This window comes from Actinosynnema sp. ALI-1.44 (assembly GCF_001984155.1).
Taxonomy (GTDB): domain Bacteria; phylum Actinomycetota; class Actinomycetes; order Mycobacteriales; family Pseudonocardiaceae; genus Kibdelosporangium.
Map to the genome: position 1 here is coordinate 751,982 of NZ_MTQO01000054.1, position 22,658 is coordinate 774,639.

Below are 22,658 nucleotides of genomic sequence, written 5' to 3' on the forward strand. Positions count from 1 at the left end.
GGAATGTCCCGCTACGCCTTGACGTCGGCGTGCGTCTCGGCACCGGCGAGCGTCGCGACCTGGTAGGCGTCCAGGTCGAACTTCTTGGTGCCGCGGGTGAACTTGCGTGTGTTCGCCGGCCAGATCGACGGGTTGCGGCCGGTCGAGTCGGTGTACCAGCTCGTGCAGGTCTTGGCGTCCCACACCGAACCGTCCAGCAAGGACTCGATCTCCTCGTTGTACGCCTCCTGCGCGTCGGCGTTGACCTCGACGCTGGACAGCCCGCGCTTGGCGAGGGTCTTGACCGCGTCGACGACGTAGGCGATCTGCGCCTCGATCATCACCGTCTGTGAGGAGTGGCCGAGTGAGGTGTTCGGTCCGAGCATCAGGAAGAGGTTGGGGAACCCGGCCACGGTCGTGCCCCGGTAGGCCTTCATCCCGCCTGCCTCCCAGGCGTCTGCGAGCTTAACGCCGCCGCGCCCGGAGAGCTTCTCGGCGATTGGACGCTTGGTCGCCAGGAACCCGGTGCCGAGGATGATCGCGTCGACGGTGCGCTCCCGGCCGTCCGAGCCGACGACGCCGTTCTCGGTGACCTTGCCGATCGCGCCGTTGATGATCTCCACGTTGTCCTGCTGGATCGCCGGGTACCACTTGTTGGAGAACAGCAGCCGCTTGCACGCCACCGCGAAGTTCGGCGTCAGCTTGGCGCGCAGCTCGGGGTCCGGCACGCTCTTGGCCAGGTGCCGCGCGGCCATGCCCTGGATCGTCTTCTCCGCCAGCGGCGGCCGCTTGAACAGGAAAGCCAGGATCTCGCGGCCGTTCTTGTTCCAGCCACGACGGAACGCGCGGTAACCGGGAACACGCTTCAAAGCCCAGCCGTGGACACCCTTGATCGGGTTGTCCGCCTTCGGCCCGACCCACGGCGCGCTGCGCTGGTACAGGTCGATGTGCCCGACTGTCGGCTGGATCGCGGGCACGAACTGGATCGCCGACGCGCCGGTGCCGATCACGGCGACGTTCTTGCCGTCGAGCTCGTAGGAGTGGTCCCACTGGGACGAGTGCATGATCTTGCCCTGGAAGTCCTCGATACCGGGGATGTCCGGGATCACCGCGTCGGAGAGGTAACCGGTGCCCGCGACCAGGACCTGCGCGGTGTACTCGCCCTGCGAGGTCTTGATGTGCCAGCGGCGCAGGTTCTCGTCCCACCGGGCGTCCAGCACCTCGTGGTTGAACTTGACGTACGGGCGCACCCCGAAGCGGTCGGCGACGTCCCTGAGGTAGTCGAACAGTTCCTGGCGTGTGCCGTAGGTGCTGTTCCAGTCGGACTTCTGGGCGAAGGAGTACGAGTACAACACGGACGCCACGTCGCAGGCGCAGCCCGGGTACGTGTTGTCCCGCCACGTGCCACCGACCTCGTCGGCTCGTTCGAGCAGCACGAAGTCCTTGACCTTGTTCTGCAGCAAGCGGATCGCCACGCCGAGGCCGGAGAAACCGGTGCCGATGATGGCGACTCGCACGTGTGGCGTCGGTCGTCCGCCCTTGCCTGTGCTGACGCTCTGGTTGATGGTGCTCGTCACGGTTCTGCCTCCTCAGGCATTTGGCGCGCGAGGGCAACGAAACAGTTCGGGGCCCAGCACACCCGTCCGGCGCAAGAGATACGCAAGACACACCTGGATTGCGCGTTCGTTGCGGGACGCCGGGTTTAGTTCGTGGCAGAACGGCAGCCCTGACGCCGCGAACGAGTGGCAGGCAGGGTGACGAGAGGAGCGAAGGTTATGGAACTGCCGACCGTTGAAGAGCTGGCCGGCCAGCTGGCAGCCGTCTCTGGCGCTGCCGAACTGGGTCCCGACGACGCGATCCAGCGCAACTCCGACATCGACTCGCTGGACCTGATGGAGTGGCTGTACGGGTTCCAGAACAAGTACCCGCACGTCGGGGCGGACGAGTCGTTGTTCAGCGACATCGACGACGCGACGACCATGCGTGACGTGCACGCCAAGCTCATCAGCCTGGCCAAAGCGTAGGCCCGTCGTGGACGGCTTCGACATCGCCGGGTGGGGCATGGCCGTACCCGAGCGCCGAGTCACCACCACCGAGCTCGCGGCCCGCTTCGACATCGATGAGGAATGGATCATCAGTCGCTGCGGGATCCACGAGCGCCGGGCGATCGACCCCGGCCAGTCGACCGCCTCGCTGGCGATCGACGCGGGCCGTGTGGCGCTGGAGCGGGCAGGGCTGACCGGCAAGGACATCGCCCACCTCATCGTGGCGAGTGCGACACCGGAACAGCTCTCCCCGGCCACGTCCGCGTTCGTGCACCACGGCCTCGGCATCGCCGGGTCCGCGCACGACGTGAACGCGGAGTGCTCCGGTTTCATCTACGGCCTGGTCACGGGTGCGGCGTTGATGAAGGTGGATCCGAGACCGATCCTGCTGATCGGCTCGGACACCCACTCGACGCAGATCAACCCGGTCGACCGCGATCTGTCCATCCTGGTCGGCGACGGCGCGGGAGCCATCGTGCTGACGCCGACCGAGACCGACTGGGTGCTGGCGTGGAACCTCGGCGCGGACGGTTCGCGCCAGGACAGCCTGCGCGTACAGGCCGGCGGCAGCCGGATGCCCACCTCCGCGACCACGTTCGCGGACGGCCTGCACTTCTCCGAGATCAAGGGAAACGAGATCTACCTCAACGCGGTCCGTTTCACCGTCCGTTCGGTGCGTGCCACGCTCGAACAGGCCGGGCTGACGGTCGACGACGTCGATCACTTCGTTCCCCACCAGGCGAACATCAGGATCATCAACTCGATCCTCGACCACACCGGGCTCAAGCCGGAGAAGCTGGTCACCAACCTGTGGAAGTACGGCAACACCGCGTCGGCGTCGATGCCCATCGCGATGAGCGAGGCGCTGGACGATGGCCGCTTCAAAGACGGTGACCTGGTGCTGCTCGCGGGTTTCGGCGCCGGCATGACGTGGGGGTCGGCACTTCTGAAGTGGGGCGGTGTTTCGGCATGAGCAGCCGGAAATCTTTCGTTGACGTGGCACGCCCGGACTCGCCGGTCGCACTCGTGACCGGGGCGTCCGGCGGGCTGGGGCAGGCGTTGGCCATCGAACTCGACGCGTTGGGGTGCCGGGTCGCCGTGCACTACAACTCGTCGCGCGACCGGGCGCAGGCCGTGGCGGACAAGCTGGAGAACGACTCCTGCGTGGTGACCGGTGACGTCGCCTCGTGGGAGGCGGTCAACCAGATGTACAAGGAGGTCTCGGAGGCGCTGGGGCCGATCGACATCCTGGTCAACAACGGCGGTATCCGCAAGGACGCCCTGATGGCCATGCAGTCGCCCGACGACTGGCGCCAGGTGATCGAGACCAACCTGATCGGGACGTTCCACACCTCCCGCGTCGCGGTTGGACACATGCTGCGCAAGCGGTGGGGCCGGATCGTCAACGTCGTCTCACCGTCCGGCCTGATCGCGTCGGCCGGTCAGACGGCGTACTCGGCCTCCAAGGCCGGGGTCATCGGGTTCACCCGCACGCTGGCCGCCGAGTGCGGCCGCCGAGGTGTCACGGTGAACGCGCTGTCACCCGGCTTCATGGTGACGACCATGACCAAGGACCTGTCGGACTCGGTCATGGACAACATCAGGGAGAAGTCGCCGATCCCGCGCTTCGGCACGCCGGAGGAGGTCGCCCGCAGCATGGCTCTGTTCCTGGAGTGCGATTTCACCACCGGACAGGTCATCAGCGTCGACGGCGGTGTCTCCATCACGTGAGTGGTGCTCGTGAGTGGTTGTCGGGGTTCTGGCCCCGATTTCCGCTCACGACACTCTCCCCGCTGGTACGGAGGTTTGCGAAATGTACGAGCTCAGGGCGTCAACGCGCCGCGCAATGCCAGGCCAGGCCCGTGTGCGGGTCGTGCGGCCCATTCTCCAGCTCTCCCCGGCCTCGTGCTCGTGGTCGGTGTCGTCCCGCCGGTGCTCGTCCGCCGACCAGACGCTGTACCGGCGTTGAGACGTGGAAGCAAGGAACAGCCCCCTCGTGAGGTAGTTGTGTGACCGAACCACTCACGAGGGGGCCGTTGGTTACGCTGACCGCGGACGCAGGTCGAGGCTGGCGAGGGTCCAGTTCGCCTCCGCACGCAGGGTTTCCGCTCGCCTTCGGTCCCCTGCGCGTCCTCGTGCCTCCATCGCTTGTGCCAGCGCCAGTTGTGTCAAGGCCGTCCACGGCCGGGCTTGGCGTTCGCCGAACCCGGTGAGCGCCGCGGTCAGGTGCTGCTCCGCGTCGTCCCAGTCTCCAACGATAACCGCCAACCGGCCAAGATGGAATGACGCCGATCCGGCGAAAGTGCGGTAGCCGATGCCGCAGTTGAGCTCGGCATAGGGTTCCAGCAGCTTGCGCAGCGCCTCCGCGGTGGCCGGATCGCCCAGTTCGTGAGCGCCAAGGGCAAGCAGGCCAACGACATGCGGCCATTCGTCGCCCGACGGCAACGGCTCGACCCCGGTGGCCAGCGCCCGTACCGTCAGGTGAGGAAGACCACGTTCCCCGCCGATCAACGCGATCAGCGACTGCTCCGCGGCTTCGTTCGTCCCGGTGAACCAGCCGTCGTCGGCACGTCCCCGCAGCCAGCCCGCGACGAGCAGCTGCCGGGCGGCCAGAGTGCCCGGTACGGGCTGGATCCGGTGGTCGGTGTCGTCGGGGACCCGGTGCACCTGGCTGGTCATCGCGACCGCTTTGGCGAACTGGCCTTGAGTCACCGCGATCGCGACCGAACGGTCCAGCAGCAACGCGTGGCCGAGTTGTTCCCCGGCACGGTCAACCACGTCCACCAGTTCGGCCAGTGCCTGCGTGCCGTCGCCGGACAGTTCGGCGGCCATCGCACGGTGGTGCGCCGCGATCACCGCCTCGTAGGTGTCCTCAACAGCCTCTGCGACCGCGAGCATCTCCCCGGCCAGTTGCGCCCGCCGCCGCACGTTCGCCGGTCCTTCGAGCAGTTGCAGCTCACGGGACATCGCCGTGAGCGCGGGTTTCGTGCCGATCGGGACGGGACGGCCGAGGCGGGCGAGACGAGCGAGCAACCGGCCGACCGTGACGTCGTCGATCGCGCTCACCGCGCGCGGAGGCGTTGTGCCGACGAGCATCTCGATCAACGCCGCGGCCTCGCTGCGCAGTCTGGGCTGGTCCTGCACGACGTCGGCCAGTCCGAGCGCGGCCTGTGCCGCCATCGTCAGCCGTCCGTTGTGCAACGCCTGGATCGCGCCGTCCAGCAGGGTCTGCTCGCATTCCCGCTGTCCGGCCGCGAGCTGCGCCAGCCCGAGGTTGGTCAACGCCTCGGCCCGCAGTTCGTGGTCCGCCGACGGGACGTGCCGCAACGCCTGCCGGTGCAAGTGAACGGCCTCATGGGGTGAACCGTCCTGGCTCGCCCGTGCCGCGGCGCGCCAGCCCCAACGGACCGCGCGCTGATCCCCGTGCGGGATCGCACCGGCGGCGCGGTGGTGCGCCATCGTCCGGCTGTACCGGCGCAGTTCGCCCGCGCGGCGGTGTTCGATCGCATCGGCGAGACGGGTGTGCAGCCAGCGTCGGCGCGCGGCGCTCGCCTGTTCGTAGATGGCCCGGCGGACGACGTCGTGCACGAACCGGTATTCGTACGTCGTGGGGGTTTCCGTGACGAGTTGGGCGTGCACGGCGGTGTCCAACGCTTCGAACGCCTCGTGCTCGGCCAGGTCCGCCGCCTCGGCGACCAGGTCGAGCTCGAAGCCCGCACCCGCCGCGGCCGCGGTCCGCAGCAATTGCCTTGCGGTGTGGTCGATCGCGGCCATCCGGGCGTTGGCGTAGTCGGCCGCCCCGGACGGCAGCGACGGCTTGGTGCTGTTCGGGTCGCCGCTGTTCGGGTCGCTGCGGTACGGATCGCTGTGCCAGCGCAGCAGTTCCAGCAGCAGGAACGTGTTTCCCGCGGTGTCGGCGACCAGCTCGTGCGGTTTCGGGAGGTCCGGGGTGTCCGGCGCGACCCGGCGGATCAGCGCGCCCACGTCCGCCTCGTCCATCCCGGCCAGTGCGATCCTGCGCAGCCAGCCGTCCCGGTCGACGTCGTGGATCGCTGACGCGAAGTCATCGGACGCGGTTGGACGGTGTCCAGGTGTCGCCGCGGTGGCCGCGACCAGCAACGACGTTCCCTGGCACCGCCGCGCCAACCGGCGCAGCAGCACGAAGGTGTCGTCGTCGGCCATGTCGAGGTCGTCGAGCACGAGGTAAACCGGTTGTTCTGACGCTGTTTTGATCAGCAGGTCGGTCAACGCGAGCAGCAGGTCGGTGCGTGTGGACACCATTGGGTCCGCTATCGCGCTCAGTGTGGCCCTGCCCAGCGGCGGCAGCGCGTCCTGCGGTGTGGCCGCGACGAACCCGCCGGCCGCCTCGACGAAAGCCTGGCACGGCACGGAGGCCTTGTCGTCACAACGTCCGTACATCACCACGCCACCCGCGACGCTGATGCGTTTGGCCAACTCGGTGACCAGCCGGGTCTTGCCGACGCCTGGTTCGCCGGTGACGAGAACCATGTGGCTGGCGCCGTCCTCGGCCTGTGCCCACGCCGCCGATAATCGCGCGAGTTCCTGCCTGCGTCCCACGAATGGAGCAGAGCTCCGCGCTCTCGGGGCCCGGGTGCGTGCCGGAGTCATGACCGGGCTGCCGAGCAGTTCCGCGTATGCCGCCTGGGTTTCCGGTGCCGGGTCGATCCCGAGCTCCTCGGCCAGCATCCGGCGCAGTTCGTGGTAGCACCTCAACGCCTCGGCGCGGTTGCCCGCGGCGACGTGTGCCGTCATCCGGCAGCGGTGCGCGCTTTCCCTGAGCGGGGCGCGGCGGACCGCTTCGTCGGCGAACCTGAGAGCGTTGCGTTCGTCGTGCCGTGCCGACGCCGCCAGGCTCGCGGTTTCCAGTGCTGACACGAGCAGTTCGGCGGTCCGTTCCCGGACACCGGTGACCCATTCACCCTCGTGGTCGGGCAGGAACGGCCTTTCCAGCGTGGCCACCGCGGCCGCGGCGAGGCGCTCGGCGTCGGCGAACTCACCCTTGCCGTAGGCCTCTCCCGCCTGTGTCACCTCGGTTTCGGCCAGTTCCAGGTCGACAGTCGCCCCGGCGGGGAGCTTGAGCAGGTACCGCCCGCCGTGCGCGATGATCGGCGGACTCGCCGCGATGTCGCCGCCCACAACGAATCCACGGACCCGGCTGACCACGCTGCGCAGCGCGGACGCCCACGTGTCGGGCAAACCTTCCGGCCACACGGTGTCGGCGAGCAGGTCGCGGCTCGTGCCACCGGACCGTTCCAGCGTCAGCCGTGCGAACGCCACTTGCGCCTGCGCGCTGGACAGGTGCCGAGGCGGGGCGTCATCGCGTTCGATCGTGATGAGACCCGTCAACCTGATGAGCATTTCCGACCACCCCAGAAGGATCGACACAGTCGGGTTGGGCTGCGAACACGTCCCCTCAGACGCGTGTCCAAAGGATTGCCGAGCGATATGTGACCGTCTACCCCTACACCATGAACTTCTCACGCCCGGTCACGTGACGTGGTCACCGGATTCCCTGTTGCGCCCTGCTTGCGGCGACCCACGTACAACTTGCCCTGCGAGCAGGAGGGAGCCCGAGATGACGGCCAGCGTGGTGATCACCGGGATGGGCGTGGTCACGCCGGCGGGATGCCGGCTCGACGAGTTCTGGGCGGTGCTGCGCGCGGGCCGTTCGACGGCCGCCGAACTGACCGGGATGCGACTGGACGACCACAAGGTCCGGATCGGCTGTCGTGTCACGGGATTCGAGGACCTCGGCGTGCTCGGCGCCAAGGAGGCGCGGCGGCTGGACCCGTTCGCGCGCTACGGCGTCGCCGCGGCGTTGCAGGCGCACGCCGACGCGGGACTGCCGAGCCTGGACAAGGACCGGGCGGCGATCGTGATCGGCAACGCCGTCGGCGGCAGGCGTACCAGCGACGACGAGACCCGCAACTTCCACACGGGCGGCCCGGCGAGGGTGAACCCGTTGATGCCGTTGATCAACATGCCGAACGCCGCGGCCGCCGCGCTGAGCATGAAACTGGGGTGGCGCGGCCCGGCGTTGACCATCGCGTCCACATGCGCCAGTGGCGCGGACTCGATCGGCTACGCCCGGATGCTGCTGCAGACGCGCCAGGCGGACGTCGTGCTGGCAGGCGGCTGCGAGTCGATCATGACCGAGGTCACCTTGGCCGCGTTCGGCAACCTCAACGCCGTCACCACGAGCCGCAACGACACACCGGCGATCGCGTCCCGGCCGTTCGACAAGGACCGCGACGGGTTCGTCATGGGTGAGGGTGCGGGGTTCGTCGTGTTGGAACGCGCCGACGACGCCCGTGCCCGGGGAGCCCGGCTGTACGCTGAGATCGCGGGATACGCGGCGACCAGCGACGCGTTCCACCTGTCGATGCCCGCATCGGACGGCGCGGGCGCGGTCGCCGCGATGACCAGGGCGATCGCCGACGCCCGGCTGGAACCGGGGAACATCGTGCACGTCAACGCGCACGGAACGTCCACACCGCACAACGACCGCGCCGAAGCGGTCGCGCTGCACAAGGTTTTCGGGCCGGACGGCCCGCCGGTGACCTCGTCGAAGGGCGTCATCGGGCACCTGATCGGAGCCGCTGGCTCGGTCGAGCTGATCGCCACGGTGATGGCCATGCGCGAGTCCGTGGTGCCCCCAACCGCAAACCATGAGCACCTCGAACCGGGAATGCGGATCGACGTCGTGCACGGCAGTCCTCGCAAGGTGGCGAGCGGCCCGGCGCTGTCGAACTCGTTCGGGTTCGGGGGCCACAACGCCTGTCTGGTGGTGAAGCCGGTATGACCCCCACACTGTCGGCGCGCACGGTCCGCAAGGTGACCGCGGACGAGCTCGCGACCTACCGCGAAGTCGTCCGGAGTGGACTCGACGGCGGCGACGGCAAGGCGTCCCCGCTGCACGCGTTCGTGCTCGCCTCGCCCGTGATCGACGAGTCGGTCGGCATGATCGGCGCGGCCACGGCGGACGGGTCCCCGCTCGGCCGCGTGCACCTGTCGCAGGAGATCCACGTGCGGCGCGCGATCAGGGCGGACGAGCCGGTCACCGTGGCGCTCGACGTCGTCGGCACCCGCAAGAGCCTCAAAGGCGTCCAGGTGGCGATGAAGGTGGCGCTGCTGGGCGAGGACGGCGAGCAGTTCGCGGAGCTGATCACCGGCGCGATGCTCGTCGGCGCGGTCACCCCGGACACGTTCGGCCAGCTCCCGCCGCACCCGGGCAAGGGCAGCACCGCCGAGCCGACCGTTGTCACACGGGCGATCGCGCGCGGGACCGTGACCAAGTACGCCCACGCGTCCGGCGATCTCAACCCGATTCACTTGGACGACACCGCGGCTGTCCAAGCGGGTTTCGAGAACGGCGTGATCGCACATGGGATGAGCGTGCTCGCGGTCGTGACCGAGGAGGTCATCGACCGCTACGCGGGCGGCGACGCCGACCGGGTCAAGAGCATCGGCGCACGGTTCTCCTCGGCCGTCTCACCCGACACCCCGCTGGAGATCGTGTTGCAGGAAGACCAGAACTTCGTGCGGTTCTCGTGCAAGACGCCGACCGGTCCCGCTCTCAAAAGCGGCTGGGTCGAGTTGGGGGAGTGATGAGTACCTTCCGACAGCGGTTCCTCGACCAGGTCAGCCGCAGGCCCGGTGCGCCCGCGCTGGTCTGGCACGGCGAGGTCACCACGTACGGCGACCTCTACGAACTCGCCGACAAGGCACGCACCCGGCTGGAGTGGTCGAACCTCCAGCCGGGCGACCCGATCGGCCTGCTGGTCAAGAAGTCCCCGCAGGCGGTCGCGCTCGTGCTCGGTGCCTTGCTGAGCGGACGCCGCTTCTTGCTGCCGTCGCCCGCCCTCGCCAACTCGGCGCTGACCAGTCTGTTCGCGCAGGCAAGCTGCCAAGCCGTCTTCGCGCCGGAAGGCGAGCCGGAGTTCACGCCGGACCCGTCGATCGCACCGGAGCCCGTCGAAGCGTCCGATCTGGACGATGTGCGGTTCATGCTGACCACGTCCGGCTCGACCGGCCTGCCGAAGATCGTGCCGTTGCCGCAGCGGGGCATCGACCGGTTCGTCGAGTGGGCCGGTGCCGAGTTCGACATCCGGCCGGGCCGGACCGTGCTGAACTACGCGCCGCTGAACTTCGACCTGTGCCTGCTGGATGTCTGGACCACGCTGGCGCACGGCGGCCAGGTCGTGCTCGTCGATCCCGACTACGCGGCCAACGGCCGTCATCTGCTGGACGCGCTGGTGCGGCACGAGGTCAACGTCATCCAGGCTGTGCCGATGTTCTTCGGCCTGTTGCTGGACGTCGTGCAGCCCGCGGTGGACCGGTTGGAGCACGTGGACCGCGTGATGTTCACCGGTGACGCCATCCCGGACCGCACGCTCGCCGAGCTGCCGAAACTGTTCCCGAACGCCGCACTGCACAACATCTACGGCTGCACGGAGACCAACGACAGCTTCGTCCACCACCTCGGCAGCGGCGACACAGCCGCGACCCCGCCGGTGTCGATCGGCAGTCCGCTGCCCGGTGTGCACTCGCTGGTCATGACCGCCGAAGGGGCCGTCCTCGAAGGACCGGGAACAGGCGAACTCTACGTGAGCACACCGTTCCAGGCGGCCGGGTACCTCGACCGCGCCCGGCACACGGACAAGTTCGTGCCGCACCCGACGGGAGCCGACGAGCGGCCGTGGTTCCGCTCGGGCGACCTGGTCAGGCGCGCCGAGGACGGCCGAGTCTTCCTGATCGGCCGCAGCGACTTCCAGGTCAAGGTGCGGGGTGTCGCGATCAACACCGCCGAGGTCGAGCACGTCCTGCTCGAACACCCCGCGGTGCTGGAGGCGGCGGTCGTCGCCGTGCCCGACCCGATCGCGGGCCGCAGGCTGGTGTCGGCCGTGCACCGGGCCGACGGCAGCAAGCTCAACAGCCTCGTACTGCGCCAGCACTGCGCACGACGACTTCCCCAAGCAGCGATCCCGTCGACCATGCACATCGTCGACACGCCGTTGCCGAAGACACCGACCGGCAAGGTCGACCGAAACGCATTCGGGAGCAAAGGAAGGACGCCATGAGCAACGCGGACGCCATCAAGAAGTTCGTCATCGACGAGTTCCTGCCCGACGTGGCACCTGAGGACCTCGCGGTCGAGTACGACCTGCTGGCCGACGGCGTGATCGACAGCCTCGGCCTGCTCAAGCTGATCGCGTGGGTGGAGGACCACTTCGCGCTGTCGGTGCACGACACCGACCTCGACCCGAACAACTTCCGCAGCGTGCAGGCGATCGACGAGTTCATCGACGCCGCGCGCAGCCAGGTCGCGGGGAGCTGAACTCCGGTGCATCCCGCGATCATCTCCCTTCTCGACCACCGCACCGGCATCGACCGGGACACCTGGCGGTCGCTGTGGGACCAGCTGGGCGCGGGCGACCTCGACCGAGGTGAGTCCGTCGCCCTGCTGGCCTCGCTGGCCACCCGGCTGCCCGACCACGACTCGCTGCGCAACCTGCTGGCGTCGCTCAACGAGCGGCGCGAACCGGTCACCGCGAACTGGCCGGGAACGGTCAACATCGTCGGAACGGGCGGCGGCCCGAGGACGTTCAACATCTCCACCGCGTCGGCGTTCGTCGCGGCCGCGTTGGGTGTGAAGGTCGTCAAGACCGGTTCGCGCGCCTACACCAGCAGCGTCGGCTCGATCGACCTGCTCGAGCGGCTCGGCGTCGGCCTGACCCGTTCGTACCGGCACACCGAGGACACACTGGACAAGTACGGCATCGCGTTCGCCGGGCCGTTCGTGTACCCGACCGAGCTGTTGCGGATGGCACGGCTGATCATGCCGATGAGCCTCAAGCCGTTCGGCCGGTTCGTCAACGCCCTCGGCCCGTTCCTGGCGGCGTTGCCGGTCACCGCGCAGGTCACGGGAGTGTCGGTGCACGCGCCGCAGCCGGAACTGCGCAGGCTGGCCGCGGGCATCAAGGACCGCAAGGTCTGGCTGTGCATGAACGACTCCGGCGCGGACGAGCTGCTCGGCTTCGCCGACAACGTGATCTACACCAACGACGAAACCAGCATGATCAGGCTGTGGGCCGGCCGGTTCACCTCGGACAAGGGCACGTTCGAGGACCTGGCTCCCGCACGGGACCTCGACCAGGTCGCCGACCACTTCCTCGAGGTGGTCTCCGGTGCGGCAGGCGAAGTCGTCACCGAGACGATCAGCCTCAACGCCGCGGCGCTCGCGGTCGCGACGGGCCACATCGAGGACTGGACGGTTGCTTTCGAGGCCGCGCGGGACGCGGTCGTCACCGGTGCCGCACGCTCCCTTGTGGACGCGATGCGGACGCCGCACGAGCGCAAGCTCACCCTCGTACGCAAGGCGGTATCCAATGGCTGAGTTCTTCGACCAGACAGCCGACGGCGAGCCGGGACTGGCGTTGTTCCTCAACGCGGGCGACCCGCCGCTGGACGTACTGGCGGACCTGGTCTTCATGCTCGACGACGCCGGAGTGGACTGTCTGGAGCTGGCCGTGCCGTTCCCCGGCTCGGTCACCGACGGCCCGGTGATCCGGCGGTCGCACGAGCGGGCGCTGGCGCTCGGCGTCGGCCTGGACGAAGTACTCACCTTCATCTCACACGTCCGGCCGAAGCTGCACCGGCTGCGGATCGCGTTGCTCGCCGACTGGAGCTACTCGATCAAGCGCAGGCCGATGGCCGAGGTCGTCGGCGACATCGCCGAAGCGGGCGCGGACGGCCTGCTGCTGCACGCCGTCCCGCCGCGGGTGCGACCGGGCTACTACCAGGCAACCAGGGACGCGGGCCTGCCGGTCGTCGCCACGTGCTACCACAAGGTCTCCACCCAGCAGGTGATGACCGAGGCGGTCGACAACGCCTCGGCCTACCTGTACCTGGTCGCCCAGTACGGCCGAAGCGGCACCGCTCCGGCCGAAGGGTACGCCGACCTGGCGGGAACGATCGCGGAGTTGCGGTTGGACATGAGCGGTCACGACCGGGGGGTCGCCAGCGGTCTCGACGGCCCAGCTTCCCGCTGGGCGCACGGGAGAAAGACCCAAGTACACCCGGTACGAGGGTCTTTCTCCCGCACACCAAGCGAAAACCTGCATCCGCCGAATACCGCCGACGATCCCCCGGTCGCAACCGCCGGTGTACCGATCGCCGTCGGGTTCGGAGTCAAGACGCGGGCAGACGTGTCGACCGTGCACGCCCTCGGGGCGGACGCGGTGATCGTCGGCTCCGCGGGAGTGGCGCGGGTCGAAGAAGCCCTCGCGTACAACCGGGACGTCGTCAAGGAGTTCGCCGACTTCGTCCGGTCGGTCCACCCCGCCCACACCCTCGCCTAGCACAAGGGAGTTGACCATGATCATTCGCAGCATCGACGACGTGAAGACCGTCGAATGGGGCAACGGGCTCTCACGCCGGTTCCTGCTCGAGGCCGACGGGATGGGCTACACGCTGACCGACACCCTCGTCCGCGCGGGCACGAAGTCGCACCTGGAGTACCGCAACCACCTCGAAGCCTGCTACTGCATCGCGGGTTCCGGCGAAGTGATCGACACCGAGGGCAACTCCCACCCGATTACGCCCGGTGTGATGTACGCGCTGGACAAGCACGACCCGCACTGGCTGGTCGCCAGCCCGCACGAGGACCTGCGCCTGGTCTGCATGTTCACCCCGGCGCTGCGGGGCGAAGAAGCCCACAACCTCGACACCGACGAGTTCTCCGAGTACTGAGAGCCTCGTGAGTGGTCAGTCCGGCTTCGGTTCTGACCGGACTGACCACTCACGAGGAGGAGGCAGTGATGATCGACTGGACCGAGGACCAGGTCGAGCTGCGAGAGGGACTGGCCGCGTGGCACGAGGCCTTCTCCGCCGACCACGTCGAGAACGACGACGCCGCCGCGTTCTCGTGGCAGAAGTGGAAACTGGTCGGCGAGTCGGGCATCCTCAGCCTGCCGTTCGACGAGCGGTGGGGCGGGCTCGGGCTGGACCTGCCGACCACTATGTACGTCATGGAGGGGCTCGGCGAGGGGTGCCGTGACGGCGGGCTGATCTTCTCCATCACCACGACCATCTGCAGCGTCGGCGTTCCCGTCGAGAAGTTCGGTTCGCCCGCGCTGAAGGACAAGTACCTGCCGGGGATCATCTCGGGCGACAGGATCGGCGCGCACGCGATCACCGAACCCGCGGGCGGGTCGGACGCGCTGCGGATGCGCACCAGGGCCGAACGCGACGGCGACGAGTTCGTCCTCAACGGCAGCAAGACGTTCGTGAGTAACGGACCGATCGCCGACGTGTTCATGGTGTACGCCAAGACCCGCCCGGAGGGCGGGCCGCTGGGCGTCACGGCGTTCCTCGTCGAGAGGGACACACCCGGCTTCGAGGTCGGCAACCCGATCAAGAAGATGGGCCTGCGCACGTCACCGCTGTCCGAACTGTACTTCGACGACTGCCGGGTCCCCGCCACCCAGGTCTGCGGCCGGGTCGGCGGCGGGTTCATGGTGCTCGACCACGTGATGAAGCGCGAGATCCTGTACTCGTTCGTCACCAACGTCGGCGAGATGCAGCACAGGCTGGATCGTTGTGTGGAATACGCGCGTGAACGCCAGCAGTTCGGCAAGCCGATAGCGAGCTACCAGTCGATCGCCAACAAGATCGTCGACATGAAGATCAAGCTGGAGACCTCGCGCAAATGGCTCTACGACACGGCGCAGAAGCTCGTCCGAGGTGAGAACGTGACCACCGACATGGCCATCGCGAAGCTGCTGACCAGTCAGGCCAATGTGGACACGAGTCTCGCCGCGGTGCAGATCTTCGGCGGCAACGGCTACATGGCCGAGTACGGCCTGGAGAAGGACGTGCGCAACGCCGTCGCGGGCACGATCTACTCGGGCACCAACGAGATCCAGTACAACCGCATCGCATCCATGCTGGGGCTGACATGAGATCCGGGTTCAAGCGGCACAAGGACGATCGCAGACTGCTGAAGGTGTGCGGCGCCACGACGAAGGCGGACGTCGAGTTGCTCGCGGGCGCGGGCGCCGACCTGGTCGGGCTGTGGCACGGGGTCGCCGACGGGCCCGCGGAGGTCTCCGTCGACGAAGTCACCACATTAGCCGAGGCGGCCAGGGCCACTGGTCGCCTGGAACCGACGCTCGTCACCTTCCTGTCCGATGTGGAGACGTTGCGGCAGATCATCGACCGGACCGGCATCTCGTGGATCCAGCTGCACGCCTACCAGATGCCGGGGATGATCGCCGCGCTGCGCCAGTCCGTCTCGACGGACCTGACGATCGTGAAGGTGCTGCACCTGAAGAACGGCAAATGCCTGGAACGCCCGCTGATCAAGGCGTACGAGCGCGCGGGCGTCGACGTGTTCCTGCTCGACGTGGTGACCGCGAGCGGTCAGATCGGCAGCACAGGTCAACGGTTGCAGGCCAGTGACGTCGCCGACGTCGTGCCGACGTTCAGCAAGCCGTTCCTGCTCGCGGGCGGGATCTCGGCGCACAACAGCGCGGACTACGAGACCGTCGTGCAACACCCGCAGTTCCACGGGATCGACGTGGACACGGGCGCCCGGAACCACACGGGCGGCTTCGAGCGCAAGAACATCACCGACATCAGCCGCGGTTGGCGCACCGCCAGGTACGTGGAGGTCGCATGAGGTTCACAGACGCGTTGCTCGGCGCCGACCGTCCGGTGATCATGGAGGTCAAGCGGCGCGACCCGCACGGCGACGACCTGTTCGGCGATCGGACGATCCCGGAGATCGTGGCCGAGTACGAGGCCGCGGGCGCGCCCTGCATCTCCGTGGTCACCGGGCGGTGGTTCGGCGGCACGGACTCGATGCTCAGCGAGGTCGCGTCGCTCACCGACCGCCCGGTGCTGCAGAAGGACTTCATCACCCGGCGCGACCAACTGCTGAAGGCGCGGGACCTCGGCGCGTCCGCGGTCTTGTTGACAGCGGGCCTGTTGCCGCGCTCCAGCATGCCGTCGCTGATCGAGGGCAGCCTGGAACTGGGTCTGACGCCGTTCGTCGAAGTGACCGGCGAGGCGGAGGTCGAGTCGGCGTTCGGGTCGGTCGCGGAAGGCGGCCCAACTGCGGAGCACTGCGTTGTTGCCGTCAACAACAAGGACATCAAGAATCGGGAGCGTGGCACGGGAGACCTCGGTCGCAGTGCCCGGTTGCTGCCCGCGCTGGCCGCGACCGGGACCCGCTGCCCGGTCAGCGCGAGCGGGATCACCAAGCCCCAGGACGCCGACCGGCTGCTCGCCGAGGGCTACCGCGGCCTGCTGATCGGGACCGGGCTGCTGCGCACCACCAGCCTGACCGGCTGGCTGACCGAGCTGGACGACCTACGGAACATGCGCGTGCCGTGATTCTTGTGTGGACGTGAATGACCAGCGGCCCGGGACGACACCGTCTCCCGGGCCAGAGGAGTGTTGATGGGCGACAGGACTTTGGTGCTTGGCGGGACCGGCAAGACGGGCAGCAGAGTGGCCGCGAGGCTGACGGCGCTCGGCGTCCAAGTGCGGATCGGGTCGCGGACGGCCGCCGAGCCGCGGTTCGAATGGGATGACCGGACCACTTGGGGACCGGTGTTCGACGGCGTGGACAAGGCCTACATCGTCTACTCGCCGGAGATCGCTTTCCCCGGTGCGGCCGACACGATCGGCGAGTTCGCGAACGCCGCCGTGACCGCGGGCGTGCGGCGGCTGGTGCTGCTGTCCGGCCGTGGCGACGAGGTGCACGCGGGCGCCAGCGAAAAGGCGGTGCGCGACAGCGGCGCCGAATGGACGATCCTGCGGGCCGCGTGGTTCAACCAGAACTTCAGCGAGAGCTTCATGTACGAACCGGTCGTGCACGGCGTGATCGAACTGCCCGCGGGCGACGTGGCCGAGCCGTTCGTCGACGTCGAGGACATCGCCGACACCGCCGTCGCCGCGCTGACCACCGACAACCACCTGGGTCAGACGTACGACCTGTCCGGTCCCCGGTTGTTGACTTTCGGCGACGCCGCCGCCGAGATCGGCGCGGCCCGTGGCAAGGAGGTCGGCTACGTGCCGGTGACGTTCGTGGAATACGGGAAGATGCTCAGGGAACACGGCCTGCCACTGGCCTACGTGGAAATGTTCCGTAAAGTCCTCGATGGACGCAACTCGTACCTCGGCGACGGCGTGCAGCGCGCGCTCGGCCGTGAACCGAGGGATTTCGCCGACTACGCGCGCAAGACCGCGGAAACGGGAGTCTGGTCCTGATGACGATGTCCACTGAGAACGGTGTGGGCGGCCTGCCCGTGCACATCCACGGGTTCGCGTTGATGCACGTGGCGATGCGCCGCGACGCGCGCCGGATCGCCACTGCCGCGCCCAATGTCACCCGGGCCAATGCCGGCCCGGTCCGCACGTGGTTCGACCAATTGCGTGACGTGATCGAATGGCACCACCGCACCGAGGACGATGTGCTGTTTCCCGCGCTGCGCGACCGCGTCGCGGATTTCGCGGCGAAGGAGAAGGAACTCGCCCACGACCACACCGAGCTCGACCAGTCGATGGCCGACGTGTCCACCGCCTTGCGCGGGGATCTGGGCGCCGTGCCGGAAGCCGCGCGGAAGTTCGAGACGATCCTGCTGGACCACCTCGCGGTCGAGGAGCCGATAGTCTTCCCGGTGTTCGTCGACGACCTGACCCGGCAGCAGTACCTCGACATCGAGAACCAGGTGATGCGCAGTGCCGGCCCCGGGATGCGGGCTTTCCTGTTCCCCTGGCTGTTCGACGGCGTCGACAAACGCACCGCCGACGCGGCCGCGGCCGTGTCGATCCCGCCGCCCGTGCGCCTGATCGGTAACACCGTGTTGACGTGGCGTTACGAACGGCTGCTCGCGCCGATACGGCGTTTAGGTGAACCGGGCGCCACGAACGAGGGATGACGGTGAACCGGGGACCGGTCGCCTGCTACCAATTGAGCCCACACCAGAGAGAAGGACGAGTCCGATGCTTGCTCACCAAGGAGCGGGGCAGCAGGCCTGGCCCCGAAGCAAGGCCGCCACTCCGTTGTTGTACCTCGCCACCCTCACCGTCGGTCTGATGGCGGGGTTCTTCTTCTCCTTCGCCATCCTGGTCATGCCCTCGCTGGCCAAGGTCGACGACCGGGCTTTCGTCGTCTCCATGCAGAAGATCAACGAAGGCGTGCAGAACGGCGCGTTCATGTTCGCGTTCCTCGGCGCGTTCGTCTTCACCGGTGCCGCCGCGATCGTGCACCACCGCGCGGGCTATCGCACGGCGGCACGCTGGATCCTCGCGGCGACGCTGCTCTACGTTGTCGCGCTGGCACTGACTTTCAGCGGGAACATCCCGCTGAACAACAAACTCGCCGCAGCGGGAGATCCGGCCGTCATCGCCGACTTCGCCGCCGCGCGCGCGGCGTTCGACGAAGGCACGTGGAACTTCCTCAACGCTGCGCGCACGATTGCGTGCATGTTGTCGCTGCTCGCCCTCGTGCCCGCGATCGCGCTACATGGACGCGCGAACAAGGCTCTCAAAACGGGCATTTCCTGATACTGTTCGCTCCGAGAAGGGATCACTCGGGCTTCTGGCAGGAGGAACAGCAATGGATGTGGTCAGAGCCGCATCGCTGATCGTCACGACGCTGTTGTTAGGACTTGTCTCCGGATTTTTCTACACCTACTCGATTTCGGTGATGGTCAGTCTGCGCGGCACGGACGACCGCACGTTCGTCGACATGATGCAGAAAATCAATCGGGACGTGCAGAACCCCAGGTTCTTCATGACGTTCATCGGATCGCTGTTGTTCGGCATCCTGACAGTGATCCTGTACATCGGCCAGCCGTTCGCGGTGTTCCTCCCTGTTCTGCTCGCGCTGGTGTTCTACGTCGGCTGCTTCGGTGTGACGGTGACCCGCAACGTGCCGATGAACGTCCGGCTGGACAAGTACGGCCCGCCGGACAGGATCGCGGACATCGCCGCCGTGCGCAAGGAGTTCGAGGAGCCGTGGGTCCGGCTCAACGGCATCAGGGCGTGGTTCGCCACGCTCGGCTTCGGCGCCGCGATCTGGGCGCTGATCGCCCACTTCTCCGCGTAACCCGGAGATTTCCCGCACAGCCCGAGAGGGGTTCCTCTCGGGCTGTTGCCGTGTATTGCGGGGCTCTTGCGGGTGGCTCGGTACAACAGAGCCATGGATCTGCGGCACTGGCTATCCCGCGCGGCTGACTTCGCCGACGACTGGACCGAACAGTTCGGCCCGGTGCAGCCACACGCGTCCAACCAGGTATCCGACGAACAGTTCGGTGTGGCGTTCGACGAGTTCACCAAACGCCTCTCCGACAACTACCCGTTCTTCCACCCGCGCTACGCCGGGCAAATGGTGAAACCGCCGCACCCGGCAGCGATCATCGGCTACTTCACGGCCATGCGGTTCAACCCGAACAACCACGCCAGGGAAGGCGGCCCGGCCACCACCGAAATGGAACGCGAATGCGTCGCGGCGCTCGCGGACATGGTCGGTTTCGGCCCGCACATCGGTCATCTCACCACCAGTGGAACGATGGCCAACCTGGAAGCGTTGTACGTGGCGCGGCAATTGCACCCTGGCAAAGGAATCGCGTACAGCTCGGAATGCCATTACACGCACGAGCGTATGTGTGACGTGCTTGGCGTACAAGGACACCGGCTGCCGGTGGACGCACTTGGACGGGTCGATCTCGACGCGCTGGACCACGTGCTGCACAGCGGTCAGGTCGGAACCGTGGTGGTCACCGCGGGGACCACGGGTCTCGGCGCCGTCGACCCGATCCACGAAGTCGTGGCGTTGGCGAGGAAGCACGGCGCCCGGATACACGTGGACGCCGCCTACGGCGGGTTCTACAGCGTGCTCGCCCGTGCCGAGGACACCGTCGGCCTCGACCCCCGGCCCTGGCTGGCGATCGCGGACTGCGACTCGATTGCCGTCGACCCGCACAAGCACGGCCTGCAGCCGTACGGTTGCGGCGCGGTGCTTCACGCGGACCCGCGAGCCGGAAAGCACCTCTCGCACGATTCGCCGTACACCTACTTCACCGACTCGGCACTGCACCTGGGCGAGATCAGCCTGGAGTGCTCACGAGCCGGTGCCGCCGCGGCAGCGCTGTGGCTGACCCTGCGACTGCTCCCGCTGACACCGGACGGGTTCGGCCGGATACTGGCCGCCACCCGCCGGGCGGCGGTCGCGTTCGCGGACCGGATCAAGGCTTCGGGCGAGCTGGCGCTGTACCAGGAGCCCGAGCTGGACATCGTGACCTACTTCCCGACCGGGACCCATCTGTCCACTGTGGATGCAAGATCCGACGCGTTGCTGCGCGCGGGGATGGCGGCCGAGGACGATCCGGTCTACCTCAGCCTGTTGCGCACCGACGCCGAGGCGTTCCTGCGCCGTCACCCGCTTGTCACGCGTGACACCGATTCCGCCCGTGTCCTGCGCAGCGCCCTGATCAAGCCGGAGGCCGAAGGCTACCTGGGGACGCTGCACGCCCGCATCGAGAAACTCGCCGCCGAAGTCTGAAGGGACAGTCCGTTGAATGCGATCCTGGCTTCCAGTGCCGACGCCGAGATACTGGCCAAGATGCTCGCCGAGGCGTTCCACGACGACCCGTTGACCCGCTGGATCACCGCCGACGGCGACCGCAGGGCTACGATCCTGCCCGCGTTCTTCCACGAGCACCTGGACATCTCGTTGCGCTACCTCGGCGTCTACACCAACGCCGACCGTGACGCGGCGCTGCTGTTCCTGCCACCGGGAGCGTGGGAGGAGACCGAGACCCGCGCGGAGGAACTGGCGCGCCGCTTCACCGACATCCTCGGACCGGACGCGGAAGCGATGGCCACGATCTCCGGGCTGCAGACGATCCACCACCCGACCGGCCGACCGCACTACTACTTGTCGTTCGCGGGAGTGAGCCCGTCGAACCAACGGCAGGGCACGATGTCGGCGCTGTTCGACACCCTCATCGCTCGGATCGACTCCGAGCGCGTCGCCGCCTACCTGGAAACGAGCTCGGCAGGCGGAACAGCGGTGGCGAAGCACTACGGCTTCCTCCCGGTGGGCACAGCGATCGAGATCCCGAACGGACCGACCCTGCAGCCGATGTGGCGGGAGCCGCGATGAACTCCGCGGTCCTGATCTGGACGGCGGCACAGGTCGACGACGGCGACGTGCCGCCGGAACACCTGCCGCACGTACGGGAGATCCTGGCGTGGTCACGGGACTACCTCGTGACCGCGCACCCCGACCTCGGCCGAAGCGGCCCGGTGTGCCCGTACACACAGCCTTCGCTGCGCAAGGGCCTGTACTACCTGGCCGCGGCGACCACCTCGGACGTCCACGCGGCGATCGAGGGACTGCGCGCCCAGTACGAGGCGCTGTCGCAGACGTTGTCCCCCAACGACCAGGAGCTGCTGACGATCCTGTTGGCATTGCCCCACCTGGACTACGCGGACTCGGCCGAGCTCGACGCCCTGCAATGCGAGGCGAAGGACGAGTTCGTGGCGAACGGGTTGATGATCGGCCAGTTCCACCCGGAGTGCGACGAACCGGGCCTGTGGAACGCGCACTTCAAGGCGTTGCGCGCGCCGCTGCCGTTGCTGGCGATCCGCAAGCTCGTGGTGTTCGACCTGCCTTTCGTGATCGACACGGACGCGCACGCCGAGAGCTACCTCGAGCGGTTCGCACCCGGGATCCCGACCAGGATCCGCGACCAGTTGGTGCGCCGCGTTTCCAGTCCACTGGCGACAGCGAAGGGGTGACCGGCCATGGCTCGGATGGTGATGGTGGCGGCAGCCGGAATGGCGTGGGTCCGGCGGCGCACGACGACCCCGCGCCCACCCAAGCCGCCGACACCCCGCCCGGTCGGCCTCCGCGACTCGGTCGCCGCCGACCTGGCCGCCAGCGGACGGTGACAGCCATGCCCAGGACCTCAGCGCTGGCAACCACTGCCACCGCAACCACTGCCACCGGTGACCATGCGTCATCGCAACAGGAAATGGCCCAGGGGACCCCCTTGATTTCACGTTACCGCAGGGGTCTGACAGTTTCGGGCGACCAGACGGCGACCAGAGGAACACCAGCCGCCCCACGGACTGTGCCCGTCGTGCTGTTCGCCCTGACCGCCGCCGCTGTCATCGCCTGGGCACTGCGAGACCACGCGCGTTTCCTGCCCACGGGCGCGTTCGTGCCACGGCACGCGCTGGCCACCACCGGCCACCATCAGAACGACTACCTGCCACCGCCGCCGGTCACCGGGTCGGCAGTGGTCAACTACCCGGGGCTGGTAATCCTCGCGATCCACCTCACGGCCGTCGCGATTCTCGGCGCCGCGTGGGTCGTGCGGCGGTACTTCCGGTCACCCGGCCTGTTCTCCGCACGTTTTTCCTTCGCTGTCATGGGGTCCGTGGCTTCGGCCGCGGTGACAGTTCCGGTCGCCGCGATCACGCTCGGGAACGCGATCTTGTTCACCGGCACGGTGGCGGCCGCGATGACGGTGCTGCAGTACACGTTCGTGCTCGTCGTCGTCGGAACAGCGCTGTTCGGCGTTCCGTAGAAGA

The 22,658-nt window shown here is 67.9% G+C and carries 24 protein-coding genes; 22 read left to right on the top strand and 2 right to left on the bottom strand.

Going from position 1 to position 22,658, the window contains the following annotated elements; all coding sequences use genetic code 11:
* Window positions 1–11 precede the first annotated feature (11 nt).
* Window positions 12–1,556, bottom strand: coding sequence for a flavin-containing monooxygenase (locus ALI144C_RS50425; protein ID WP_076994393.1), 1,545 nt, complete (start codon window positions 1,554–1,556; stop codon window positions 12–14).
* Window positions 1,557–1,754: 198 nt separating this feature from the next.
* On the opposite strand from ALI144C_RS50425, the gene ALI144C_RS50430 reads away from it, so the two are divergent.
* Genes ALI144C_RS50430 through ALI144C_RS50440 form a run of 3 tightly spaced genes read left to right on the top strand, consistent with a single transcriptional unit; the run spans window position 1,755 to window position 3,755 of the window.
* Complete coding sequence (locus ALI144C_RS50430; RefSeq protein WP_076994394.1) at window positions 1,755–2,003, top strand: hypothetical protein; 249 nt, start codon at window positions 1,755–1,757, stop codon at window positions 2,001–2,003.
* 7 nt (window positions 2,004–2,010) lie between these two features.
* Window positions 2,011–2,997 carry a 3-oxoacyl-ACP synthase III family protein gene (locus ALI144C_RS50435; RefSeq protein WP_076994395.1) on the top strand — a complete coding sequence of 329 codons (987 nt, stop codon included), beginning with the start codon at window positions 2,011–2,013 and terminating at the stop codon, window positions 2,995–2,997.
* Complete coding sequence (locus ALI144C_RS50440; RefSeq protein ID WP_076994396.1) at window positions 2,994–3,755, top strand: 3-oxoacyl-ACP reductase family protein; 762 nt, start codon at window positions 2,994–2,996, stop codon at window positions 3,753–3,755. Before ALI144C_RS50435 ends, ALI144C_RS50440 begins: the two co-directional genes overlap by 4 nt.
* Window positions 3,756–4,064: 309 nt before the next feature.
* Here the strand turns inward: ALI144C_RS50440 and ALI144C_RS50445 are convergent, their stop codons facing one another.
* Complete coding sequence (locus ALI144C_RS50445) at window positions 4,065–7,403, bottom strand: ATP-binding protein (protein ID WP_076994397.1); 3,339 nt, start codon at window positions 7,401–7,403, stop codon at window positions 4,065–4,067.
* Between the two features lie 217 nt (window positions 7,404–7,620).
* On the opposite strand from ALI144C_RS50445, the gene ALI144C_RS50450 reads away from it, so the two are divergent.
* From ALI144C_RS50450 to ALI144C_RS55075, 19 genes are all read left to right on the top strand, one after another.
* The gene (locus ALI144C_RS50450; protein WP_076994398.1) at window positions 7,621–8,847 is read left to right on the top strand and encodes a beta-ketoacyl-[acyl-carrier-protein] synthase family protein; all 1,227 of its coding nucleotides are present in this window, start codon (window positions 7,621–7,623) and stop codon (window positions 8,845–8,847) included.
* Entirely contained in the window at window positions 8,844–9,653 is an 810-nt protein-coding gene (locus tag ALI144C_RS58210; protein WP_076994399.1) for a MaoC/PaaZ C-terminal domain-containing protein, read from the top strand. Before ALI144C_RS50450 ends, ALI144C_RS58210 begins: the two co-directional genes overlap by 4 nt.
* Entirely contained in the window at window positions 9,653–11,125 is a 1,473-nt protein-coding gene (locus tag ALI144C_RS50460) for an AMP-binding protein (protein WP_076994400.1), read from the top strand. Before ALI144C_RS58210 ends, ALI144C_RS50460 begins: the two co-directional genes overlap by 1 nt.
* The gene (locus ALI144C_RS50465; protein ID WP_076994401.1) at window positions 11,122–11,382 is read left to right on the top strand and encodes an acyl carrier protein; all 261 of its coding nucleotides are present in this window, start codon (window positions 11,122–11,124) and stop codon (window positions 11,380–11,382) included. Before ALI144C_RS50460 ends, ALI144C_RS50465 begins: the two co-directional genes overlap by 4 nt.
* 6 nt (window positions 11,383–11,388) lie before the next feature.
* Window positions 11,389–12,441: an anthranilate phosphoribosyltransferase gene (locus tag ALI144C_RS50470; RefSeq protein WP_076994402.1), complete on the top strand. Its 1,053-nt coding sequence runs from the start codon at window positions 11,389–11,391 to the stop codon at window positions 12,439–12,441.
* The gene (locus ALI144C_RS57005; RefSeq protein ID WP_076994403.1) at window positions 12,434–13,405 is read left to right on the top strand and encodes a tryptophan synthase subunit alpha; all 972 of its coding nucleotides are present in this window, start codon (window positions 12,434–12,436) and stop codon (window positions 13,403–13,405) included. Before ALI144C_RS50470 ends, ALI144C_RS57005 begins: the two co-directional genes overlap by 8 nt.
* Before the next feature lie 16 nt (window positions 13,406–13,421).
* The gene (locus ALI144C_RS50480) at window positions 13,422–13,796 is read left to right on the top strand and encodes an ectoine synthase (protein ID WP_076994404.1); all 375 of its coding nucleotides are present in this window, start codon (window positions 13,422–13,424) and stop codon (window positions 13,794–13,796) included.
* A 68-nt stretch (window positions 13,797–13,864) separates the two neighbouring features.
* The gene (locus tag ALI144C_RS50485) at window positions 13,865–15,007 is read left to right on the top strand and encodes an acyl-CoA dehydrogenase family protein (protein WP_076994875.1); all 1,143 of its coding nucleotides are present in this window, start codon (window positions 13,865–13,867) and stop codon (window positions 15,005–15,007) included.
* Window positions 15,004–15,726: a phosphoribosylanthranilate isomerase gene (locus tag ALI144C_RS50490; RefSeq protein ID WP_076994405.1), complete on the top strand. Its 723-nt coding sequence runs from the start codon at window positions 15,004–15,006 to the stop codon at window positions 15,724–15,726. Before ALI144C_RS50485 ends, ALI144C_RS50490 begins: the two co-directional genes overlap by 4 nt.
* The gene (locus tag ALI144C_RS50495; protein WP_076994406.1) at window positions 15,723–16,442 is read left to right on the top strand and encodes an indole-3-glycerol phosphate synthase; all 720 of its coding nucleotides are present in this window, start codon (window positions 15,723–15,725) and stop codon (window positions 16,440–16,442) included. Before ALI144C_RS50490 ends, ALI144C_RS50495 begins: the two co-directional genes overlap by 4 nt.
* 66 nt (window positions 16,443–16,508) lie before the next feature.
* Window positions 16,509–17,321 (top strand): NAD(P)H-binding protein, encoded by an 813-nt coding sequence (locus ALI144C_RS50500; protein WP_193441294.1) that lies wholly within the window; start codon window positions 16,509–16,511, stop codon window positions 17,319–17,321.
* Window positions 17,321–17,992: a hemerythrin domain-containing protein gene (locus tag ALI144C_RS50505; protein ID WP_076994407.1), complete on the top strand. Its 672-nt coding sequence runs from the start codon at window positions 17,321–17,323 to the stop codon at window positions 17,990–17,992. Before ALI144C_RS50500 ends, ALI144C_RS50505 begins: the two co-directional genes overlap by 1 nt.
* 64 nt (window positions 17,993–18,056) lie before the next feature.
* A complete protein-coding gene (locus tag ALI144C_RS50510) occupies window positions 18,057–18,620 on the top strand; it encodes an anthrone oxygenase family protein (protein WP_076994408.1) in 564 nt (187 codons plus the stop codon).
* 52 nt (window positions 18,621–18,672) lie between these two features.
* The gene (locus ALI144C_RS50515; RefSeq protein WP_076994409.1) at window positions 18,673–19,164 is read left to right on the top strand and encodes an anthrone oxygenase family protein; all 492 of its coding nucleotides are present in this window, start codon (window positions 18,673–18,675) and stop codon (window positions 19,162–19,164) included.
* A 93-nt stretch (window positions 19,165–19,257) separates the two neighbouring features.
* On the top strand, window positions 19,258–20,619 hold the full coding sequence (locus tag ALI144C_RS50520; RefSeq protein WP_076994410.1) for a pyridoxal phosphate-dependent decarboxylase family protein: 1,362 nt from the start codon (window positions 19,258–19,260) through the stop codon (window positions 20,617–20,619).
* 12 nt (window positions 20,620–20,631) lie between these two features.
* Complete coding sequence (locus ALI144C_RS50525; RefSeq protein ID WP_083754088.1) at window positions 20,632–21,222, top strand: hypothetical protein; 591 nt, start codon at window positions 20,632–20,634, stop codon at window positions 21,220–21,222.
* Entirely contained in the window at window positions 21,219–21,860 is a 642-nt protein-coding gene (locus ALI144C_RS50530; protein WP_076994878.1) for a DUF6875 domain-containing protein, read from the top strand. Before ALI144C_RS50525 ends, ALI144C_RS50530 begins: the two co-directional genes overlap by 4 nt.
* Before the next feature lie 6 nt (window positions 21,861–21,866).
* Window positions 21,867–22,013, top strand: coding sequence for a hypothetical protein (locus tag ALI144C_RS56135; protein WP_168211542.1), 147 nt, complete (start codon window positions 21,867–21,869; stop codon window positions 22,011–22,013).
* A gap of 191 nt (window positions 22,014–22,204) precedes the next feature.
* A complete protein-coding gene (locus tag ALI144C_RS55075; protein WP_143231400.1) occupies window positions 22,205–22,654 on the top strand; it encodes a hypothetical protein in 450 nt (149 codons plus the stop codon).
* Window positions 22,655–22,658: the final 4 nt, after the last annotated feature.

What these genes read in the sequence shown, in the direction of transcription:
- ALI144C_RS50465 (WP_076994401.1), top strand. Translation starts at nt 11,122, where the DNA reads ATGAGCAACGCGGACGCCATCAAGAAGTTCGTCATCGACGAGTTCCTG.
- ALI144C_RS50430 (WP_076994394.1), top strand. Translation starts at nt 1,755, where the DNA reads ATGGAACTGCCGACCGTTGAAGAGCTGGCCGGCCAGCTGGCAGCCGTC.
- ALI144C_RS50495 (WP_076994406.1), top strand. Translation starts at nt 15,723, where the DNA reads ATGAGGTTCACAGACGCGTTGCTCGGCGCCGACCGTCCGGTGATCATG.
- ALI144C_RS50515 (WP_076994409.1), top strand. Translation starts at nt 18,673, where the DNA reads ATGGATGTGGTCAGAGCCGCATCGCTGATCGTCACGACGCTGTTGTTA.
- ALI144C_RS50480 (WP_076994404.1), top strand. Translation starts at nt 13,422, where the DNA reads ATGATCATTCGCAGCATCGACGACGTGAAGACCGTCGAATGGGGCAAC.
- ALI144C_RS50450 (WP_076994398.1), top strand. Translation starts at nt 7,621, where the DNA reads ATGACGGCCAGCGTGGTGATCACCGGGATGGGCGTGGTCACGCCGGCG.
- ALI144C_RS56135 (WP_168211542.1), top strand. Translation starts at nt 21,867, where the DNA reads ATGGCTCGGATGGTGATGGTGGCGGCAGCCGGAATGGCGTGGGTCCGG.
- ALI144C_RS50520 (WP_076994410.1), top strand. Translation starts at nt 19,258, where the DNA reads ATGGATCTGCGGCACTGGCTATCCCGCGCGGCTGACTTCGCCGACGAC.
- ALI144C_RS50440 (WP_076994396.1), top strand. Translation starts at nt 2,994, where the DNA reads ATGAGCAGCCGGAAATCTTTCGTTGACGTGGCACGCCCGGACTCGCCG.
- ALI144C_RS50505 (WP_076994407.1), top strand. Translation starts at nt 17,321, where the DNA reads ATGACGATGTCCACTGAGAACGGTGTGGGCGGCCTGCCCGTGCACATC.
- ALI144C_RS50460 (WP_076994400.1), top strand. Translation starts at nt 9,653, where the DNA reads ATGAGTACCTTCCGACAGCGGTTCCTCGACCAGGTCAGCCGCAGGCCC.
- ALI144C_RS50510 (WP_076994408.1), top strand. Translation starts at nt 18,057, where the DNA reads ATGCTTGCTCACCAAGGAGCGGGGCAGCAGGCCTGGCCCCGAAGCAAG.
- ALI144C_RS50485 (WP_076994875.1), top strand. Translation starts at nt 13,865, where the DNA reads ATGATCGACTGGACCGAGGACCAGGTCGAGCTGCGAGAGGGACTGGCC.
- ALI144C_RS50445 (WP_076994397.1), bottom strand. Translation starts at nt 7,403, where the DNA reads ATGCTCATCAGGTTGACGGGTCTCATCACGATCGAACGCGATGACGCC.
- ALI144C_RS50530 (WP_076994878.1), top strand. Translation starts at nt 21,219, where the DNA reads ATGAACTCCGCGGTCCTGATCTGGACGGCGGCACAGGTCGACGACGGC.
- ALI144C_RS57005 (WP_076994403.1), top strand. Translation starts at nt 12,434, where the DNA reads ATGGCTGAGTTCTTCGACCAGACAGCCGACGGCGAGCCGGGACTGGCG.
- ALI144C_RS58210 (WP_076994399.1), top strand. Translation starts at nt 8,844, where the DNA reads ATGACCCCCACACTGTCGGCGCGCACGGTCCGCAAGGTGACCGCGGAC.
- ALI144C_RS50500 (WP_193441294.1), top strand. Translation starts at nt 16,509, where the DNA reads ATGGGCGACAGGACTTTGGTGCTTGGCGGGACCGGCAAGACGGGCAGC.
- ALI144C_RS50490 (WP_076994405.1), top strand. Translation starts at nt 15,004, where the DNA reads ATGAGATCCGGGTTCAAGCGGCACAAGGACGATCGCAGACTGCTGAAG.